This window comes from Paraglaciecola sp. 20A4 (genome assembly GCF_011378905.1).
Classification (GTDB): domain Bacteria; phylum Pseudomonadota; class Gammaproteobacteria; order Enterobacterales; family Alteromonadaceae; genus Paraglaciecola.
In genome coordinates, this window is the sequence record NZ_WTPY01000002.1 from 311,337 (window position 1) to 330,591 (window position 19,255).

Below are 19,255 nucleotides of genomic sequence, written 5' to 3' on the forward strand. Positions count from 1 at the left end.
ATGAATATGCTTAAACAAAAATTTAGTCAGTTGACAGAGCGTGAGCAACGCTTAATCGTTATCTCGGCCGTTGTGGTGGTGGTGGGTATGTTTTATTGGTTAGTTTGGTCACCATTAAACCACGCTATTGAACGTGACCAAAAAGCAGTCATTGCGCAAAAATCATTATTAAGTTGGGTACAAAAAAACGCTAATCGTGCCATTCAGCTCAGAGCTGCTCAAGGGGTCGTTGCTGGATTTAATGGTTCGCTGGCCCAGGCAGCAAACCAATCAGCTGCCAGAGCAAATATCGCCATAGCCCGTATGCAGCCTCAAGGTGATGAGCTGCAGGTATGGGTTGATCAGGCACCTTTTAACGATGTGTTAGATTGGCTTAAGTCTATGGAAGAGATGGGGATCAGTATCTTAGATGTGGATCTCGCTGAAAGTGATGCGCCAGGACAGGTTAAAGTCCGACGTCTGAAATTAGGTAAATTATGAAGTTAGTTTTAAAGTGGGGCATTAGCTGCCTAATTATTTATGCTATTTTTCTCATTGCGAAATTACCTGCTGCGCAGATTATTTCACGAGTTGAATTACCGCCCGACGTTACGGTGCACGGCGTTTCAGGTACCATTTGGAATGGTCATGCATCCATAGTCACGGTGCAGGGTTTGCCTGTTCATGATTTGAATTGGGAATTGGCTTTTTGGCCATTGCTTACAGGTACCGCTAATTTGAATCTAAAAGCAGGCAATATTCGTGAAATTGAAGATATTTCTTTGGACGGTAATGTAGCGATATCCAATGGTCGTGTGCAGGGGGAAGACGTACAAATATTTCTGCCAACAAGCTTAGTGATCAGTAGTTTACCTTTGCCGATTCCAGTGAATGCTAGCGGGCGCTTTAAAATTGCGCTACAGGCGCTAGATTATAGTGAGCACTGTACCGTAATGACAGGTCAAGGTTTGTGGTTAAAAGCGAAAGTGCAGGGGACCCAGCAAGATATTGAGTTAGGCAATTTTGCCGCTACACTCAAATGCGAAAATAAAGAAATAGTGATGACCATTAATGAACCTAACAGCTTTGGCTTAAGTGCGGTGGCACATATTCCAAGTTCGCTAGCGTTTCGTATTAATGGCCGTTTTAAACCTGATGACGCGTTGCCTAAAGAAGTACATCAAGCGGCACAATTTTTTGGCAAGAAAGACGCACAAGGTTACTACCCCGTTAAGTTTTAGTTTGCGAATAGCGAATACTAGAAAGGCGCTTTAAAAGCGCCTTTTTTATCGATGTCTAACTGTCATTTAGGCTTTATAGTAGCTCAAACAAGCTTCTACTTCTTCCTTGGAGCCCAGGATTACCGGCACTCGTTGATGGATTTCAGTCGGCATGACTTCTAATATTCTACCTTGACCGGTTGATGCTAAACCACCAGCTTGTTCCATCAAAAATGCCATTGGATTGGCTTCGTAAAGTAAACGTAGTTTTCCTGGCATTTCTGGGTTGCGCTTGTCGAACGGATACATAAATATACCGCCGCGACTAAGAACACGATGAATGTCTCCAACCATCGCTGCAACCCACCGCATGTTAAAGTCTTTACCGCGCGGACCATCTTCACCAGCAATCAAATCGCCGATATAGTCTTTTACAGGCTCTTCCCAATGACGTTGGTTAGATGCATTAATAGCAAATTCAGACGTTTGCTTAGGCACTTGTACATCTTTTTGGGTTAATAGAAAACCGCCATGGGTTTTATCTAGTGTGTACAAGTGAGTGCCGCGCCCAGTACTCAAGGCAAGCATGGCGCTGGGACCATATAAAACATAACCGGCAGCAACGATCTGTGTACCAGGCTGCAAAAACGCAGATGGATCATCCGCATCCATCCATTGTGGGGCGTGAGTAATAGAAAAAATGGTACCGATAAGACTATTAATATCAGTATTTGATGAGCCGTCTAGAGGATCAAAGCTGACTAAGTAGTTACCATTGGGATTACAAGCGACTACATCATCTTCTTCTTCCGAGGATATCGCTTTCACATAGCCTGATTCGCTTAAGATATCTTTTAGGATTTGATTAGATATTACATCCAATTTTTTTTGGGTTTCGCCTTGAACATTTTCACTTAACGTTGAGCCGAGTACTCCGGCTAATGCCCCTTGGCTGACCCTAAATGATATTTCCTTACATCCTGCTAAAAGTGTTCTTAGTAGCAGAATAAGCTCCATAGGAGCGCCATCTTCTTGAAGTTGCGAGTTAAGTCTTTTCATGTATTACCTTGGCCTTTTATCACGATTGTAGGGACAGAATTACAGACGAATATTGTTGTTTTTATGATCGCTGTGCAAGAACTAATGAGTGTAACTGGATTTACCACAAAACTCAGCCCCGAATAACGTAGTTTGTACTGTTGATCATTAAATTGTCATCTTGTCAGTGCGAACTGCTATCGGTATCTGGTAATCTAGGGGTCTATTTATTCTAGAAAAAATAATATGCATCTACATATTTTAGGTATTTGTGGGACGTTTATGGGTGGTATCGCGGCGATTGCTAAGGCGATGGGGCATAAAGTGACCGGCTCAGATAATAACGTTTACCCGCCAATGAGCACGCAACTTGAAGAATTGGGCATCGAATTAACCCAAGGATTTGATGATAGTCAGTTTGACCCGCAACCCGATATTGTTATTATTGGTAATGCACTTTCTCGCGGTAATCTGGCCGTAGAATATGTTTTGAATCGCGGAATACCCTATACCAGTGGCCCTCAATGGCTATTAGAGAATGTGCTTAAAGATCGTTGGGTATTGGCGGTGTCAGGTACCCACGGTAAAACCAGCACCTCAAGTATGTTGGCGTGGATACTAGAGTTTGCGGGAATGTCTCCGGGGTTTTTGATTGGCGGGATCCCGCAAAATTTTCATATTTCTGCGCGCTTAGGGGAAACCCCTTTTTTCGTAATAGAAGCAGATGAATACGACAGCGCTTTTTTCGATAAACGTTCAAAATTTGTGCACTACCGCCCACGCACCTTGGTTATTAATAATATTGAGTTTGACCATGCGGATATATTTGACAGCATTGCTGATATTCAGAAGCAATTTCATCATCTTATTCGTATGTTGCCAGGTAACGGTTTGGTTATCGCACCAAAATCTGATCAGCATATTACCCAAGTGCTCGATAAAGGTTGTTGGTCACCCGTGCAGTTTGTTGGGAGTGATTGGCAAGTAGCAAACGCGTTACCTGATGGCAGTGAGTTTGACGTGGTGTATAAAGGCAGTGCTTTTGGTCGCGTTAAATGGTCGTTGTTAGGTCAGCATAATGTTCAAAATGCAATGATGGCTATTATTGCGGCGCGTCATGCTGGTGTGCTACCAAGCGTTGCTATTGAAGCACTAGGTAGCTTTATAAATGCTAAGCGGCGTATGGAAGTGCTGGGAACTGTGAACGGCATTACGATATATGACGATTTTGCCCATCATCCCACAGCCATAGCGACGACTCTACAAGGGCTGCGCGCTAAGGTGGGTGATGCTCGTATTTTAGCTGTGCTAGAACCGCGCTCTAACACCATGAAAATGGGTGTACATAAACAAACATTAGCTAAGTCATGGTCTGCAGCAGATCAGGTTTTTATCTATCAGCCGGGGAATCTTAGCTGGTCGATGGATACACTGTTAGCCCAAAGCGATGTGACGGCTTCGTTGCACAGTGACTTAGACGTACTAGAAAAATCAATTCTGTCATACGTTAAACCAGGCGATCATGTGCTGATTATGAGTAACGGTGATTTTGGTGGTATTCACCAACGTTTATTAAAAAAGTTGTCACAGTAGCAGAACCTATTATTAGACACATTTTCAGCTCTTAGCGAGCGCATTTAAGTAGGGATTATTCATTTATGCAGAAAGTTATTTTTGGGTTACTCGTAGCCACCTTTAGCGTTAACGTATTCGCATGGGGTCAAATAGGCCACAGGATAACAGGAGCGATTGCCCAACAACATTTAACCCCTCAAGCTCAGGCTGAAGTCAGCGCTTTGCTGCCTAACGAAGATTTAGCAGAAGCGGCGACCTATCCAGACGAGATGCGTTCTAATCCTGAAGTATTTTGGCAGGATAAAGCTGGGCCGTATCATTACGTAACGGTCCCAGAAGGCAAAACATATGCACAAGTTGGAGCGCCAAAAGAAGGTGATGGGGTAAGTGCTTTAGAAATGTTTACCGCCACGTTAAAGGACGGCAAAACGAGCAAAGAAGACAAGCAATTAGCATTGCGCTTCATCGTACATATTATTGGCGACTTGCATCAACCATTGCACGCTGGAAATGGTACTGACCGCGGCGGAAATGATGTAAAGGTTAACTTTTTCTGGAAAGATTCCAATTTGCATCGAGTATGGGACAGTGAGCTGCTTGATCAGCGTCAACTGTCATATACTGAATGGACAGCGCGCTTGAATCGCAAGATCAGCTTACACGATATTGATGCTTGGAGTGTTATCGACCCGCAGGTCTGGATTGCCGAAAGCATTCTAATCCGCGATGAGATTTACCCAAAAGACGAAGAAATTTCTTGGGATTACTTATACAATCACCTGCCACAGGCGAAAATACGCCTACAAATGGCTGGGATCCGCATTGCTACTTACCTAAACGACGTATTTAAATAGCGTTTTAGTGGAAGTAAGTATACAACCATCAAAAAGGCAGCGATTAAGCTGCCTCTTATATACACGGCCTGAAATACCTTAAGCTGTTTAGTTCTTGTGGTACTGGGCACTATATTTGTGCACTGCGTCTACAAACACCTTGGCATTTTCCGGTGGAACATCTAAATGAATGCCGTGGCCTAAATTAAATACATGCCCCGGACCTTCGCCAAATCCGGCTAGAATGTGTTGCACTTCTTGTTCGATTCGCTCCGGTGATGCATACAACATAGAGGGATCCATATTACCCTGAAGAGCGACTTTGTCGCCTACCCGCGCTTTGGCATTGTCGATATCTATGGTCCAGTCTAGACCTATACCATCACAACCCGTTGCAGCAATAGACTCTAGCCACATTCCTGCATTTTTTGTGAATAAGGTAACAGGGACTCTACGTCCATCATTTTCACGGGTTAATCCATCGACAATTTTATGCATATATTGCAATGAAAAATCCCGATAATCGCGAGGTGATAAAACGCCGCCCCATGTATCGAAAACCATAACAGATTGCGCCCCTGCTGCAATTTGTGCATTCAAATACAAAATGACCGAATCTGCGAGTTTATCCAGTAACAAATGTAGGGCTTTGGGGTCACTAAAAGCCATTTTCTTGATCTTAGTAAAAGCCTTACTTGAGCCACCTTCAATCATATACGTGGCCAAGGTCCAAGGACTGCCGGAAAAGCCAATAAGGGGTACTTCACCTTGTAGATTTTTGCGAATAGTACGCACGGCATTCATCACGTATTGCAGCTCTTGCTCAGGATCCGGGGCAGGTAAATTTTGAATATCAGCCATACAGGTAATCGGTCTAGCGAACTTAGGGCCTTCTCCTTGCTCGAAATACAGACCCAAACCCATCGCATCTGGGATAGTGAGTATATCGGAAAACAAAATGGCCGCGTCTAAATCATATCGGCGCAAAGGTTGTAATGTCACTTCACACGCTAATTCAGCGTTTTTACATAAAGACATAAAATCGCCAGCTAGCGCCCGTGTTGCTTTGTATTCAGGTAGGTAACGGCCAGCTTGGCGCATCATCCATACAGGAGTCACATCGACTGGTTGGCGCAGCAGTGCGCGTAGATATCGGTCGTTTTTTAAAGAATGCATGAATTTCCTCTGTAAAAGTGGTACGCCAGTCCTAGGCCAAAAAAGTCGCCATTGTACCTTTTTCGCCGCAATGAAGAAGTGAAAATCAACCTAAATATTGTAAATACTTGCAACCACAATGGGAACTCTGTTATAACATTGTTGCGAAAGCAAACTAACAACAAGAAGCTCGAAAAAACGAGACTTAGACGCTAAAATATTCGAACCCCACTTAAAGTGGGGTTTTTTATGTGAATTATTAAAAGTTAATCAGCACAAATTTCTTCTATGGTGCGCTCGATTAGCTGCCCTGCAATAGAAAACTTCGGAGGAATATTTGGCAATTCATCATATTTGAACCAATGCGCTTCAATTATCTCGTGACCGTCTACTTTTATATCGCCACTGTCGAAGTCAGCTAAGAAACCTACCATCAATGAGTGCGGAAAAGGCCAAGGTTGGCTTGAAACGTAGCGCAAATTTTTTACTGCCACACCAACTTCTTCAAAAACTTCCCGATGCACTGCATGTTCGAGGGTTTCTCCACTTTCGACAAAACCCGCAAGGGTCGAGAACATATTGCGCTCTTTTTGTGGTTTTCCTTGGGCAAGTAAAATTTTATCCCCGTTGCGAATTGCCACTATGATACAAGGCGATATTCTGGGGTAGCATCTGTGGTTGCAGCGATGGCAATGCATCGCCATTTCCCAATCAATTTTCTGCATGGTTGAACCACATTGCCCACAAAATCGGTGGGTGCGTAAAAACAATGCTACCTGCCAAGCCCTTGCGGCAATAGCAAATACTTCTAAATCATCCTGCATTAAAAGTGATCTAAGGTGCGTTAGGTGTATATCTTGTTGCAGGACTTGTTCGTTGCCCATGTCTACTAGATAGCATGTTTGGCCATTGTGCTCGCCAATTTGTACCACCTGTTCTTTGTAAGCGTGGGCAAACTGTAGATTGTCCCATGTCTCGATAAGTGGACCTGGTTGGCCAAAAGGAACCAGTAGTTTTTCGGCGCTAAAAATAAACCAAATATTTTGGCTGTCACCCTGAATTTGAATGTTTTGCTTAATCATAATACTTTTATAGTCACCTTTTTAAACAGCTTTGGACTACTGTTATTATTGGTATAATGAGTCTTATGCATAGGTAATTATTCGTAATATAGAATTTCGAATGTTGCTAAGACGCCCGAAGAATTTAACCGTTCAGCTTTCGTTAATAAATATTTGTTCACAATGATACCCATATTGCACATCAATTCCTTAAGTTTATGATGTAAATCAAGCTACTATTCGTACAAAGCGCTTTAGATGAATGATATACTTCGCTAAAATGTAACGATAAATGTAATTGTGCTTTGTTACCGATAATATGGTGAAGGGGTGGGATTTACAGGAAGGCCAGCAACATAAAGATGAGCATTGGATCACAAGTAGAGAAAGCACGCCAATACTGCGAGCAAAAAGGCGCACGTTTTACCCATTTACGGGAAACGGTTTACGCTCTTTTGTTGGACAAGGAAGGAGCGGTAGGCGCTTACGATTTGCTGGATACGTTGAAAGAAACAGAAACCAATGCTAAACCCGCTACGGTCTACCGTACTTTAGACTTCTTGCTTGAATTTGGTCTAATTCATAGGTTGGAGTCGACGAATGCTTTTGTAGCCTGCCATCATTTTGGTTGCAGTCACCCTGTGCAGTTTTTGATTTGCGATAAATGCGGTTTAGTAAAAGAGATTCAGTCTGAGGGTTTACAGGACACGCTTGTTAAACAAGCCGAATCATATGGTTTTCAAGTTTCTAAGCAAACCATTGAAGCTCATGGTTTGTGCTCAGCCTGTCAATAAGGGTTACGGTGATTAGTCCAGTATTAGTCGACAGGAAGACAAATAAGACATGAATGCAGAGTTTATTAACCCATTTATTGCTGCTTTGCTTAATGTCATGAGTACGATGGCGCAAATCGAATTAGTGCCAGGCAAGCCACAAAAGAAAATGGATGCCGTTGCACGGGGTGATATATCGGGATTAATTGGCATGGTCGGCGATGATCTTAAAGGTTCGTTATCCATTACATTTGAGACTAGTATTGCCTTGAAAGTGATGCAAAACATGTTAGGTGAACAATTAGAAGTCGTTAATGATGATGTTGCCGACATGGTGGGTGAAGTCACTAACATGATTTGTGGTGGTGCGAAGAACGAGTTAGCTAAACTTGGTTACAATTTTGGTATGGCTACCCCGGTTGTAGTTTTCGGTAAAGATCATACACTAAGCCACACGGCATCTGGTCGAAAAATAATCATGCCATTTGCTAGCGACCATGGAAAAATTTTTTTAGAGATGTGTTTTGACAAGTAATTTACCTGTTTGGCATCAATCTAGATTATGCATTAGTCCTAAACCTCGGGGATTTCACCTGATTACAGATGAAGTCGTTCAAGAGTTAGATTGCATAGTAAAAGTAAATGTTGGTATTTTGCATCTGTTTATACAGCATACAAGTGCCAGTTTGACGATTAATGAAAATGCAGACCCAACAGTCAGGTCGGACCTAGAGAGTCACATTAATCAAGCTGTTCCTGAGAATGCGGCATATTACCTGCATGACTATGAGGGATCAGATGATATGCCTGCACATATTAAAGCCAGTATATTTGGTAATAACTTAACAATTCCTATACAAAACGGAAGGTTAGCACTAGGTATATGGCAAGGAATATATTTAGGCGAGCATAGAAATAACGCCAGTGAGCGTTGCTTGATTGCAACTATTACGGGACAATAAATTTTTTACACACTAAATCAGACTATATATCGATGCCCAGAAGGCAGTGATATCAAATGATTAACACATTACATTAAGGACGTTTATTATGAAAAAAACCATGACAGCCATGGGTATATTGCTTGCTTTCACCGGTGGTGCTTTTGCACAATCAGTTCCTGAAGGCGACAAATGGGTAGGTGGTTTCGCTGAGTATTATAAAACTGACGGTGAGTTAGATGGCGTACCTACATTTTATGATGACGGCGTTGGTTTCGGTGCTGAAGTTGGTTTTCGCTTCAAGCCTCAGTGGGCTGCGAGAATAGAGTGGTCTCATCTAAACATCGATCAAACTAATGGTTTAGGCGACGAGTCAGGTAACCGCTTTGGTGTTGATGCTATGTACTTCTTACCAGATGACTTGATGTATGTATTTGCTGGTGTTAAACATTTAGATTTAGCTGACAGCTCGCGTTTAGCTAATATCGGTTTGGGTAAGCATTGGGCAATCAATGATAAATGGCGCGTTATTACTGAAATCGCGGCTTATCACGATTTCGGCGAAGCCTACCATGATGTAAGTGCAAAAATTGGTTTGGCTTATAGCTTCGGTACATCGTCTGCTCCAGTAACACGCGATTCAGATAATGATGGCGTAAATAACAGCATGGACAAATGTCCAGGCACTGCGCCAGGTGTTAAAGTTGACGCCATGGGTTGTGCTTTGGCAATGGTTGCTGAGTCTGACTCAGACAATGATGGTGTTGTAGATAGCAAAGACAAATGTGCTAACACTCCTTCATCAGACAAAGTTGATGCGGCAGGTTGTAGCGTATTCACTGAAGTTGAAGTTGAAGAAACATTACGTATCTTGTTCGGCAACAATAGCGCAAAAATTGAAAATCGTGCTAATTCAGATATTAAAGAATTCGCAGCGTTCATGAAGCGTTTCCCTTCTACTGATACTGTAATCGAAGGTTACGCATCAGCTCCAGGTGAAAGCGATTATAACCAGTGGTTGTCTGAAGAACGTGCTAAGGCAGTTCGCATGGTATTGATTGAAGACTACGACATTCAACCAGCACGCATAACTGCGGTTGGTTTTGGTGAAAGCAAATTGCTTGACGCACCAACAGCAAAAGAAGCTAACAAAATTAACCGTCGCATCGTTGCACGTGTTAGTGCTTCTGAGCGTGAAAAAGTATCTAAATAATATAGTTACTTAGATTAAACAAAAAAAGGAGGTGAATTTCACCTCCTTTTTTTGTGCCTAAATTTTAGCCTTAAGAACTCATTAAAAGATAAATCGATAGTCTGTTAATAATCATCGTCTCTAGCAGGTCCGGCATAGTTATCAAAGCGAGAAAATTGGCCTTGAAACGTTAATCTTGAGGTACCGATTGGGCCGTTACGTTGTTTACCGATAATAATCTCAGCAACACCTTTATCTTCGCTACCCTCGTTGTAAACTTCATCTCGATAAATAAACATAATTAAATCTGCATCCTGCTCGATTGAGCCTGATTCACGCAGATCTGAGTTAATAGGGCGTTTGTCCGAGCGTTGCTCTAGCCCACGGTTTAGTTGAGAGAGTGCAACTACGGGCACTTCAAGTTCTTTAGCTAAAGATTTTAGAGAGCGTGAGATTTCTGCAATCTCTAACGTTCGATTATCACTCAACCCCGGAACTTGCATAAGTTGCAAATAATCGATCATGATTAAGCTGATCCCACCACGATCTCTGGCGAGTTTGCGCGCACGAGTACGGACTTCCATGGGCGTAAGACCTGATGAATCATCCACGTACAAATTATCTTTGTCTTTGAGCATCGCCATGGTGTTCGACATGCGGGCCCAATCTTCATCGTCTAACTGAGCGGTACGAATTTTAGTTTGGTCAACACGGCTCAAAGAGGCCAACATCCTCATCATTATTTGTTCGGCGGGCATCTCAAGGCTAAATACTAATACCGGCTTTTCTTCTAGTAGCATGGCATTTTCACACAAATTCATGGCGAAAGTCGTTTTACCCATGGAGGGACGAGCTGCTACTATTATTAAATCAGATTTCTGTAAACCACTGGTTTTTTTATCTAAATCGGTATAACCGGTGGACACACCGGTGACTTCTTTATTATTTTTAACCAGTTCTTCAAGGCGGTCGATAGTCTTGGTTAATATCGTCTCTATGCCTCTGGGGCCTTCGTTTTTACCGGTGCGTTTTTCGGCAATTTCGAAGACTTTACTCTCAGCCATATCGAGTAATTCACCGCTGTTGCGCCCCTCGGGGTTATATCCAACATCTGCAATATCATGCGCTACACCAATCAGCTCACGCACAACGGCACGTTCTTTAATTATATTCGCATAGGCGGTTACATTAGCAGAGCTGGGAGTATTTTTTGCGAGCTCACCAAGGTAAGCAAATCCACCTGCTGCTTCGAGTTCGTCTAAGTTTTCTAGATTCTCCGAAACCGTGATTAAATCAATTGGGTGGTTATTTTTTAGCAGGCGCAAAATGGCGCTATAAATTACTTGATGAGAGCGATTATAAAAGTCTTCTTCGGTAACTAGCTCGGCGACTTTATCCCACGAATCGGGGGCGATCAACATACTGCCCAGCACCGATTGCTCCGCTTCTATGGAATGAGGTGGAACTTTCAGTTTCTCGACTTTTGGATCTTTATTTTTTGGTGAGACGGCTTTCACAGCAGATATTTTATCCTCAAAAACAGGTGACTAGTATGCGCCAAATCCCCCCCGTTAGTAAAGGTGATATGACGCTCAGAGGAATTGGTTTTTAGACTATTAAATGTCAGTAATGAATCAATATATTAGGTCAAGCCGATGACGTATTTACGCATTAGCTAGGCAAGAGAATAAGCGGAAATAGCGCTTAAAAACTCACTACCATAGCGGTCGAGTTTGGTTTGGCCTACTCCGTTAACATCTAAAAACTCGGCGGAAGATTGGGGTAGCTTATCAGCCATATCGGCCAAGGTGGCATCACTAAATACCACAAAGGGAGGTACATCCTCTCGCTCTGCAATAGACTTGCGTAAATGCTTCAACTTAGCAAATAACTTGCGATCGTAATTCATTTCTTTGAGTTTCGATTTTTTTCCAGAATCAATCGTTAAGCGTGGAACAGCCAAGGCGAGTGCTAATTTCCCTCCGAGAACACTGCGCGCTTCTTCAGTTAATTTTAAAACTGCATTTTGGGTGATATCTATACGTAAAAAACCTTTGTGTATCAATTGATTAATAATATTATGCCAATGAGCATCGGACTTGTCCTTGCCTATAGCGAATGTACTAAGACTGTCATGCCCCTGCTCTATAATTCGCTTCAGCTTCTTACCACGTAATACATCTATCACATATTGACTGGCCACATTTTGACCTAGACGATAAATACATGATAAAACCATTTGCGCCGGGACCGTGCCGTCGAAGCGCTTCGGGGGATCGAGACAAATATCGCAGTTGCCACAGTCTTGCGCTGAGTATTCAGAAAAATAATTTAACAGTACTTGCCTACGACAAGTTTGTGCTTCGGCAAAGGCTTCCATGGCGGCAAATTTTTGTAGCTCAATATCTAAACGAGCAGGGTTATCGCCCATGCTGATCCATTGCCTAATACGCGCTGCATCTTTCTCATCGAACAAAAGAAGGGCTTCAGCAGGCATGCCATCACGACCGGCTCGTCCTGTTTCCTGATAATAAGCTTCAACACTTCGAGGCAAATCAAAATGTACCACGAAACGCACATTTGATTTATTGATGCCCATTCCAAAGGCTACTGTCGCCACTATGATGTCGATATTGTCTTGAATAAAATCACGCTGTATCTTATCCCGAATTGGCCCCTCTAGGCCTGCGTGATAACCGGCACAGTTAATACCTTGGCGTGCTAAAGCGATACTTAAATCATCGACTTTTTTACGGCTGTTGCAGTAAATAATACCACTGCCGTCTTGTTGCTTTACATACTGAATAACTTGGTCTGTAGCTTTATATTTGAACAATTGGTTGTAGCGGATATTGGGTCTGTCAAAACTGCCTTTAAATACAAATGGTTGCTCCAAAGCGAGCTGCTGCAAAATATCACTGCGGGTGGTGATATCGGCAGTAGCCGTTAAACCAACAATAGGAACTCCCAAAAACTGTTGCTTTAATTGACCTAGTTGGCGATATTCTTTGCGAAAGTCGTGACCCCAGTGCGAAACACAATGGGCTTCGTCTACGGCAAATAGGGCGATTTTTAAACTGTGCAAACGTTGCATGAAATCAAATTTCATCAGGCGCTCAGGAGCAACGTAAATAAGCTTATATCGCCCGTCTTGCATGCCACGATATACATTTAGCATTTCTTCACTGCTAAGATTCGAGTTTATATACGCAGCACTAACCCCGGAAGCGACTAAGGCATCTACTTGATCCTTCATCAAAGCAATTAAAGGCGAAACAACTATGGTTAACCCTTCAAGCACTAAAGCAGGAATTTGGTAGCAAAGAGACTTACCGCCGCCAGTCGGCATCAGCACTAACACATCCTGTCCCTGGATAATTTGTTCGATGACTTCTCGTTGGCCATCGCGAAATTCATCATAACCAAATACGGTTTTCAGTACGTCTTGGGCGCGGGCAATATCAGAGGTTGAAGGGATAAGCTGGGACAAAAAACAGGCTCTAAAACAAAATTCTGCGCGCATTTTACGCGTTTTTAACGCATACATCACTTGCCAATAGTTAAAAAGTTAGTCACATTATAATTTTCGCCAAGATAAGGAAGATAACATGAGCGATAACAAAAGCTTAACTCCAGAGCAATTAGCCGAATTCGTATTGACTTTTTTTCAAGAAAGTATGCCTTTTAATCAAGCTTTAGGATTTCAAATTGAAACTGTAGGTGATCATGAAGTACAAATACGTATGCCTTGGAACGATAAGTTAATGGGGAATCCTGTACATAAAATACTCCACGGTGGAGCGACCGCTGCCATTCTTGATACAGTAGGCAGTATTGTGGCTTTGATGTACGGCATTAAACAACTTAAACCAGATGAAGTGGACGAATTTAAAAACACATTGGCAAACAATGGCACAATAGATATGCGCGTTGACTATTTGCGCCCAGGTAAGGGCAAATAATTTACCGCAACCGCGACAGTCATACGCCGGGGACGGAAATTAGCCGTATGCCGAATGGAGCTACATAACGAGGACGGGCAGCATATTGCCTCTGGTACAGGTACTTATTTAGTCGGATAAATGATAGACCCTCCTTAAGTAAGAAGGCATGTGGGAACGTCCTAAAACACAGATAAATTAGCGTATCAGATGTTTAGATATAGAGCATTTCGTTACGCTTTGTAGCAAGAATAGCCAATACTTTGTTTTGCACAGTATGCGGTATTTGCGCGGTGTTCATGGCGTTGATTAACAAATCTACCCCTCGGTTAAAATCGGCCTCTGTCATATTCATGCCGCTATGTACCTGAACCATGGTATCGCCAGAGTATTGACACGGGCCACCAGTTAAATTGCATAAATGCTCAATAAATTTTTCTCTAAACCGATCAATATCGGAGTCTTTAAAATATTCAAAAATAACCGGATCGAATTCTATTTCATTAATGAAGTTATCGACCACTTGTTCAATTTTCTGCTGGCCACCCATTTGAGTATAAACGGATCGCTGTGAAATGGATGAGCAAGCGCTTAGTCCTAAAAATAATATGGTTAATAGCACAAATTTACTGCGTTTCATCAGTCTCACCAAAGTTGGCCGTTTAAAGAAAGATATAGTCCGTCTTGACCGCTGGCTCCTGCAATGGTGCCTAAGTCCGCCCAAGCGAGGGTGATGGCGAAGTCTTTACTGGGAATATAGGTGACGAACAAGTCTTTCCAGTCGTCCTCCCCTAATCCTAAATTATCTGGCTTTTGCCGGTACTCAATTCCGACAGCAACGTGACGAGAAAACAAAATACCCGCCGAGGCTTCCAACATAACTTCATAAGAATTGTTGTTTATTCCGCCATAACCGAGTAACCCCATTTCATTGGCTTGGGTGGCGCGAGCGGTTAGGTTCCAGACTGCATTGTAGCCAGCAATTGCACCAAGATGTACTTTTGTAGCCGCAATGTAAAAATCAGTCCCACTACCTGTTTTATGGGCACCAAGTGCACTGGCTATGCTCTCGTTTGCTAGCACTTTATGTTGGGCGCCAACACTAATCTGCGGCCAGTTTGAATATACAACATCACCGTATACGCGATATTTCACAGCGTATATATTTTGCTTGATATTTATCCCAGTACCCTTCAAATCAAAGCGATGTTGGGCCACACTGATTTCGACACGGTCATAAAATGAAGCACTCAGGCCCAATACATTTAATCGGTAATCATCCACATCTACTTGCGTTGCTACCACGTTGAGAGAGATTTGATCTTGGCTATCATAACCGACTAATGTTGCCCAAGGTACGATACCGCCGCCACCTGATCCTTCCAATTGTACTAAGCCCGCTGTGCCAATCAATTTCCCATCCTTGGCTGATGTCACAGTGCAGCAAACCGTGCACAAACAAACTAAGAAGACCCTTATAACGAGTAATTTTTGCATTAATCTTCTAACCAATTAGTTAATTGATGTTTTTTGTGCCATTGAACAAAGTTGTCCAAAGGCAACGGCTTACTCATATAAAAACCTTGTGCCAATTCACATCCCCAGCCATGTAGCAGTTTTAAGGTGGCCTGATTTTCAATACCTTCTGCGACCACATTCAAACCAAAGCTATGGGCCAAATCTATAACCGTGCGTACAATTTTCTGATCGCCTTGCTGGGAGTCAAGTTTGAGCACGAAGCTTTTGTCAACTTTCAAGGTCGTCACTGGCAGGTTTTTTAAGTAAGACATAGATGAGTAGCCGGTACCAAAATCGTCAATAGCCATCTCGAACCCCTTATTTCGAAACGCTTGTAGTTGCTGGATCGCTTTTTCCGGCTCTTGCACTAAGTCGCTTTCTGTCATTTCAAAACTTAAGGCATTGGTCTCTAATTGACTTGCGTTCATCAGCGCGATTATATGAGGCAATAATGCATCGTCCATTACATCTTGAGCGGATAGATTAATAGCAATACTCATATTTAAACCTAAGCCCTTGAGTATCACTGCATCTTTAATAGCTTGATTGATGACCCAATCAGTAATTTTGCCAATAAATCCAGCTTGTTCCGCCACGCTAATAAAGTCCTCGGGAGAGACAAATCCTAATAAGGCATTATTCCAACGAATCAACGCTTCTACTTTAGTTACTTTTCCGCTGTTTAAGTCTAACTTGGGTTGATAAAACAGGCTCAATTCTTCTTGCTGGTCGTTTAATGCCGTTTTTAACTCAGCGATAATGGACAGGCGTCGTAAATAACGATGCTCGTACTCAGGTTCGTAACTTAACATCATATGTTCGGTTTTTTGGGCTTCATCAAGCACAATATTCATACGTCGAAAAAGCTCTTCAGCGTTATGTGCATCAACTGGACAGTTAAGCATACCTACAGATACACGGGGGGTAATCGATGCATCACCTGTTTCGACGGGCTCTTCTAACGTGTTTTTAAACTGAATGACTTGTTCATAGTTAACAAGCGTATCGGGTATCCATAGTAATTCACCGCCGGCTAAACGCGCACCTAGTCCGCCGTACTTATCTAAACGCTTGGCTAATATCTGTAGGCATATGTCGCCGTTGTGATAACCAAATACATCATTAATACCGCGAAAACCAAATATATTTATACCCAATACCTGAAATGGCTTGTTTTGCTCAAATTTGGCGTTTAGTTGGACTTCCATGTTGTAACGATTATTCAGGCCGGTCAGAATGTCATGCTGGGCTTGGTAACTTATTTTCTCTTCACGTTGACGAATGTTTGACTGCATCGATTCAAGTGCAATGGCTAGGTTGGTTACTTCTGTAGAGCTCGATGTGGTATTTATGCTTTTGTTATAATCCCCACTAGATATACGCTGAGCGATGTCAGCAAGCGCAACAAGAGGCTTAGCGACTTTTCGTGAGAACAGCGCGGCAAAACACAGGGCAAGTATAATGGCCAGTAAGGCGATAAGCGCAATATTGGTTTGTAACGCTCTAAAATCTGCAAACAGACGATGAACATCGTTTGACAACGTAATTAAGACTTTGAAGTTATCTTCGTCTGTCAATAAAAAACGCCTTGAAACATAAGGTATATCGCTGAAAAGGCTAAGAGAAAGCCAAGACAATGGTTGGCCTTGTTGAGCTAGTGTCGGCGCCACAAGCTCTGCCGGTAAGGTGCTAATTGTAAAGGTTTCTTCTCCTTTAGCTTGTACCTCTATAGTCGTCTCGAGCTGAGTAATATTTTTAAGTTGTTGACCCCATTCTTGGTTTATTTCAAAGCCGATGACTGCGACAGCGATAGGAGTGGGAGCGTCTATTGTCAGCATCATCACTTGATATAGGCGTTGACCAATAAACAAAAGTGAAGAAGCGCCACCGTTACTTATGGCGTTTTGCACAACCCGAGGATAAGGGAATGTTTGTTCTGGGGGTAAAATTTTAGGGACACTGCTAATATTCTTGCCATCAAGAGATACGAGTGCCATTAAATCTGCGTTAATACGCCCACCATGGTTGAACAAGGCACTGTTAATTGTCGGTCTATCGCCTGTGGCCACGGCTTGTTTAAAACCAAAGTCTGCGGTCAACACGCTCGCCGAGCCATAGAGCACATTTTCGCGATTTTCAAGTACTTGCTCAAATACGTTCTGTGCAACTTTCAGGTCATTATTTAGCTGATGTTGGGCGTGTTTACTGGTCGAGCTCCAAACATTGATGAGTATCATCGTAGCGGTTAGCATAACGAGGCCAACGACAAGACGAAATATACTCTGATTTAATTTTTTAGTGGCCAATTATGGGTCTCCAGATGAGAACTTTCGGGAGAATGTGCGTTTTTTGACGTGCGTGTTAGTCTCTTCTAACAGGGGGAGGGTTACTTTTTGCTGCGCTACATCCGCTGCATCGCGGACAATATGGATGCGTTCGGAATGACTGGACGATAATTTTGGCTGCCAAATATTGAATTCAGTGGCCTGAGTATGCAAGGTTGCTTCGCCATTTTCATCGGTTAGGGCTGTTAGCTCATGATCGGCTATGTAAATATAACCGATCATCTGATCATGAATATTACAACCGAGCACGACGACTCCGGGTTGCTCAAATGTGACAGGGCTAGATTCCTCACCTTTGAAAAGACGTATCTCAAAGGGCTTAGGTTGTGAAAAACTATATATGTGATGTCGTATGTCGTCGCTATTAGGAAAGCGTACCGACTGACCTTTTTGCACGACTAAAACATGAGGAGCAAACTGCTTATTAATTTGGTCCATTACCGCGGGGGCTTGAGGGCTATTTAGTGATGCTCCATGGGTACTAACAACAGCATTAGCCACAGGTGTTCCAAATTGGTCAACTACTTTAAAGTGTATGTCCTGACGTGCATCTACTGAGAAAATAAGCAGTGATATCGTAGTTAGCACCAACCTACTGAGCCAGTGCTTATGTTTTGTGTAGAAAACCGGTCTGTTCTTCATCAATACGTAAACTCTATTAGCCCGATTATTGCGGGGAATTCGCTTTGTGTTTTCCATGGGATTTAATATTACACGAGCACGAGAAAATTGCATATGAGTTAATAAATACCCAAGTATGAGATGCCAATACAATGCAGTTTTATCTCATGAGAATGCAGTTTAAGCGAATGTAATTCGGGCGGCATTAGCAATCTGCTTTACTTAGTATTCTTTTATCGACTAGGATGCGAACTTTCATTAATGCTCCGTAAGTTAGGGCAAAATGAGTACCTTAACCTTTGACATCAGTTTTCATAAATTGGATTGCATTACATGCTAGAAACACATTGGGTAAATAACGTAATCGACTGGGCACACCAATACATGGGTAGCTTGATATGGACGGCAGTGATGTTGCTAGTTTATGTGGTTATCACTAAGTTGACATTACCCAAGATTGAAAAGAAGATTGATGAAAGCAATTTAAAAACGCCGGAAGTTTTAAGGGCTTATCATATTATTCGGCTAGTATTCGGTATCTTGACCTTTGCGGTGATCCTAATTGCGTGGGGAATTGATTTTAGTGGTTTATTAGTTATCTCAACGTCACTTATTACGCTAACCGGTGTGGCATTTTTTGCCAGTTGGTCGTTGCTGAGTAATATCACTGCGTACTTTTTATTGTTGTTTCAAACGTCTTTTCGACGGGGTAATTTTATTCGGGTGATCGATGCAGATAATTACGTCGAGGGTTTTATCACTGAAATCAATCTGTTCAATACGAAATTGATTACCGAAGACAGAGAAATTATTGTTTATCCGAATAATTTAATTTTGACTCGACCAAGTATCATTAATCCACGGGCTAAGTGGAAAACGGTTGGTAAAGTGACTGACAGACCAGAACAAAAAATTCAGCAGCCACGCAAAAAATAATCATATCACCAGCGGATTCATCATTGTGAAGCATGCTAAAATAGCGTCGATATTGACACTTGAGTTGGCATGCCTACCCTTAGTAAGCATATATAAAGCGTAACACTCAAGTTTGTATTGATGACGT

Annotated in this window: 18 protein-coding genes and 1 pseudogene; 10 read left to right on the forward strand and 9 right to left on the reverse strand. The window is 42.4% G+C overall.

What is annotated here, in order from left to right; all coding sequences use genetic code 11:
• Complete coding sequence (locus tag GQS54_RS03830) at window positions 1-480, forward strand: type II secretion system protein M (RefSeq protein WP_166422671.1); 480 nt, start codon at window positions 1-3, stop codon at window positions 478-480.
• Window positions 477-1,220: a type II secretion system protein N gene (locus tag GQS54_RS03835; RefSeq protein ID WP_166422672.1), complete on the forward strand. Its 744-nt coding sequence runs from the start codon at window positions 477-479 to the stop codon at window positions 1,218-1,220. The genes GQS54_RS03830 and GQS54_RS03835 overlap by 4 nt, the downstream gene beginning before the upstream one ends.
• A 66-nt stretch (window positions 1,221-1,286) precedes the next feature.
• Here GQS54_RS03835 and GQS54_RS03840 read toward each other — a convergent pair whose 3' ends face one another.
• A complete protein-coding gene (locus GQS54_RS03840) occupies window positions 1,287-2,258 on the reverse strand; it encodes a class 1 fructose-bisphosphatase (protein WP_166422673.1) in 972 nt (323 codons plus the stop codon).
• A gap of 225 nt (window positions 2,259-2,483) precedes the next feature.
• On the opposite strand from GQS54_RS03840, the gene mpl reads away from it, so the two are divergent.
• Window positions 2,484-3,830, forward strand: a complete 1,347-nt coding sequence (gene mpl, locus GQS54_RS03845; RefSeq protein ID WP_166422674.1) for a UDP-N-acetylmuramate:L-alanyl-gamma-D-glutamyl-meso-diaminopimelate ligase — start codon at window positions 2,484-2,486, stop codon at window positions 3,828-3,830.
• Between the two features lie 65 nt (window positions 3,831-3,895).
• Entirely contained in the window at window positions 3,896-4,666 is a 771-nt protein-coding gene (locus GQS54_RS03850; RefSeq protein WP_166422676.1) for a S1/P1 nuclease, read from the forward strand.
• Window positions 4,667-4,753: 87 nt separating this feature from the next.
• On the opposite strand, the gene hemE is transcribed toward GQS54_RS03850, so the two are convergent.
• Both hemE and nudC read right to left on the reverse strand, forming a co-directional pair.
• Window positions 4,754-5,821, reverse strand: coding sequence for a uroporphyrinogen decarboxylase (gene hemE, locus GQS54_RS03855; RefSeq protein WP_166422677.1), 1,068 nt, complete (start codon window positions 5,819-5,821; stop codon window positions 4,754-4,756).
• 245 nt (window positions 5,822-6,066) lie between these two features.
• On the reverse strand, window positions 6,067-6,882 hold the full coding sequence (gene nudC / locus GQS54_RS03860) for an NAD(+) diphosphatase (protein ID WP_166422678.1): 816 nt from the start codon (window positions 6,880-6,882) through the stop codon (window positions 6,067-6,069).
• A gap of 341 nt (window positions 6,883-7,223) precedes the next feature.
• On the opposite strand from nudC, the gene GQS54_RS03865 reads away from it, so the two are divergent.
• The 4 genes from GQS54_RS03865 to GQS54_RS03880 all read left to right on the forward strand — a co-directional run bounded on the left by GQS54_RS03865 (window position 7,224) and on the right by GQS54_RS03880 (window position 9,788).
• A complete protein-coding gene (locus tag GQS54_RS03865) occupies window positions 7,224-7,655 on the forward strand; it encodes a transcriptional repressor (RefSeq protein ID WP_166422679.1) in 432 nt (143 codons plus the stop codon).
• Window positions 7,656-7,704: 49 nt separating this feature from the next.
• Window positions 7,705-8,169 carry a chemotaxis protein CheX gene (locus GQS54_RS03870; RefSeq protein ID WP_166422680.1) on the forward strand — a complete coding sequence of 155 codons (465 nt, stop codon included), beginning with the start codon at window positions 7,705-7,707 and terminating at the stop codon, window positions 8,167-8,169.
• Entirely contained in the window at window positions 8,159-8,596 is a 438-nt protein-coding gene (locus GQS54_RS03875) for a secondary thiamine-phosphate synthase enzyme YjbQ (RefSeq protein WP_166422681.1), read from the forward strand. The genes GQS54_RS03870 and GQS54_RS03875 overlap by 11 nt, the downstream gene beginning before the upstream one ends.
• An 88-nt stretch (window positions 8,597-8,684) precedes the next feature.
• Window positions 8,685-9,788: an OmpA family protein gene (locus GQS54_RS03880; protein WP_166422682.1), complete on the forward strand. Its 1,104-nt coding sequence runs from the start codon at window positions 8,685-8,687 to the stop codon at window positions 9,786-9,788.
• A gap of 104 nt (window positions 9,789-9,892) precedes the next feature.
• Here the strand turns inward: GQS54_RS03880 and dnaB are convergent, their stop codons facing one another.
• Window positions 9,893-11,284 carry a replicative DNA helicase gene (dnaB, locus tag GQS54_RS03885; protein WP_166422683.1) on the reverse strand — a complete coding sequence of 464 codons (1,392 nt, stop codon included), beginning with the start codon at window positions 11,282-11,284 and terminating at the stop codon, window positions 9,893-9,895.
• Window positions 11,285-11,442: 158 nt separating this feature from the next.
• On the reverse strand, window positions 11,443-13,290 hold the full coding sequence (gene recQ, locus GQS54_RS03890) for a DNA helicase RecQ (protein ID WP_166422815.1): 1,848 nt from the start codon (window positions 13,288-13,290) through the stop codon (window positions 11,443-11,445).
• 85 nt (window positions 13,291-13,375) lie between these two features.
• Here recQ and GQS54_RS03895 point away from each other — a divergent pair.
• Window positions 13,376-13,849, forward strand: a pseudogene (locus GQS54_RS03895) (thioesterase family protein).
• A gap of 73 nt (window positions 13,850-13,922) precedes the next feature.
• On the opposite strand, the gene GQS54_RS03900 reads toward GQS54_RS03895, so the two are convergent.
• From GQS54_RS03900 to GQS54_RS03915, 4 genes are read right to left on the reverse strand one after another with little or no spacing between them, the layout of a single operon-like run.
• On the reverse strand, window positions 13,923-14,348 hold the full coding sequence (locus GQS54_RS03900; protein ID WP_240919822.1) for a group 1 truncated hemoglobin: 426 nt from the start codon (window positions 14,346-14,348) through the stop codon (window positions 13,923-13,925).
• A 5-nt stretch (window positions 14,349-14,353) separates the two neighbouring features.
• Window positions 14,354-15,205, reverse strand: a complete 852-nt coding sequence (locus GQS54_RS03905; RefSeq protein WP_166422684.1) for a DUF3034 family protein — start codon at window positions 15,203-15,205, stop codon at window positions 14,354-14,356.
• A complete protein-coding gene (locus tag GQS54_RS03910) occupies window positions 15,205-17,532 on the reverse strand; it encodes an EAL domain-containing protein (protein WP_166422685.1) in 2,328 nt (775 codons plus the stop codon). The genes GQS54_RS03905 and GQS54_RS03910 overlap by 1 nt, the downstream gene beginning before the upstream one ends.
• Window positions 17,533-18,159: a methylamine utilization protein gene (locus GQS54_RS03915; protein ID WP_346766547.1), complete on the reverse strand. Its 627-nt coding sequence runs from the start codon at window positions 18,157-18,159 to the stop codon at window positions 17,533-17,535.
• Window positions 18,160-18,525: 366 nt separating this feature from the next.
• On the opposite strand from GQS54_RS03915, the gene GQS54_RS03920 reads away from it, so the two are divergent.
• The gene (locus GQS54_RS03920; protein WP_166422688.1) at window positions 18,526-19,128 is read left to right on the forward strand and encodes a mechanosensitive ion channel domain-containing protein; all 603 of its coding nucleotides are present in this window, start codon (window positions 18,526-18,528) and stop codon (window positions 19,126-19,128) included.
• The last annotated feature ends 127 nt before the right edge of the window (window positions 19,129-19,255 follow it).

What these genes read in the sequence shown, in the direction of transcription:
- GQS54_RS03830 (WP_166422671.1), top strand. Translation starts at nt 1, where the DNA reads ATGAATATGCTTAAACAAAAATTTAGTCAGTTGACAGAGCGTGAGCAA.
- GQS54_RS03835 (WP_166422672.1), top strand. Translation starts at nt 477, where the DNA reads ATGAAGTTAGTTTTAAAGTGGGGCATTAGCTGCCTAATTATTTATGCT.
- GQS54_RS03840 (WP_166422673.1), bottom strand. Translation starts at nt 2,258, where the DNA reads ATGAAAAGACTTAACTCGCAACTTCAAGAAGATGGCGCTCCTATGGAG.
- mpl (WP_166422674.1), top strand. Translation starts at nt 2,484, where the DNA reads ATGCATCTACATATTTTAGGTATTTGTGGGACGTTTATGGGTGGTATC.
- GQS54_RS03850 (WP_166422676.1), top strand. Translation starts at nt 3,896, where the DNA reads ATGCAGAAAGTTATTTTTGGGTTACTCGTAGCCACCTTTAGCGTTAAC.
- hemE (WP_166422677.1), bottom strand. Translation starts at nt 5,821, where the DNA reads ATGCATTCTTTAAAAAACGACCGATATCTACGCGCACTGCTGCGCCAA.
- nudC (WP_166422678.1), bottom strand. Translation starts at nt 6,882, where the DNA reads ATGATTAAGCAAAACATTCAAATTCAGGGTGACAGCCAAAATATTTGG.
- GQS54_RS03865 (WP_166422679.1), top strand. Translation starts at nt 7,224, where the DNA reads ATGAGCATTGGATCACAAGTAGAGAAAGCACGCCAATACTGCGAGCAA.
- GQS54_RS03870 (WP_166422680.1), top strand. Translation starts at nt 7,705, where the DNA reads ATGAATGCAGAGTTTATTAACCCATTTATTGCTGCTTTGCTTAATGTC.
- GQS54_RS03880 (WP_166422682.1), top strand. Translation starts at nt 8,685, where the DNA reads ATGAAAAAAACCATGACAGCCATGGGTATATTGCTTGCTTTCACCGGT.
- recQ (WP_166422815.1), bottom strand. Translation starts at nt 13,290, where the DNA reads ATGCGCGCAGAATTTTGTTTTAGAGCCTGTTTTTTGTCCCAGCTTATC.
- GQS54_RS03900 (WP_240919822.1), bottom strand. Translation starts at nt 14,348, where the DNA reads ATGAAACGCAGTAAATTTGTGCTATTAACCATATTATTTTTAGGACTA.
- GQS54_RS03905 (WP_166422684.1), bottom strand. Translation starts at nt 15,205, where the DNA reads ATGCAAAAATTACTCGTTATAAGGGTCTTCTTAGTTTGTTTGTGCACG.
- GQS54_RS03920 (WP_166422688.1), top strand. Translation starts at nt 18,526, where the DNA reads ATGCTAGAAACACATTGGGTAAATAACGTAATCGACTGGGCACACCAA.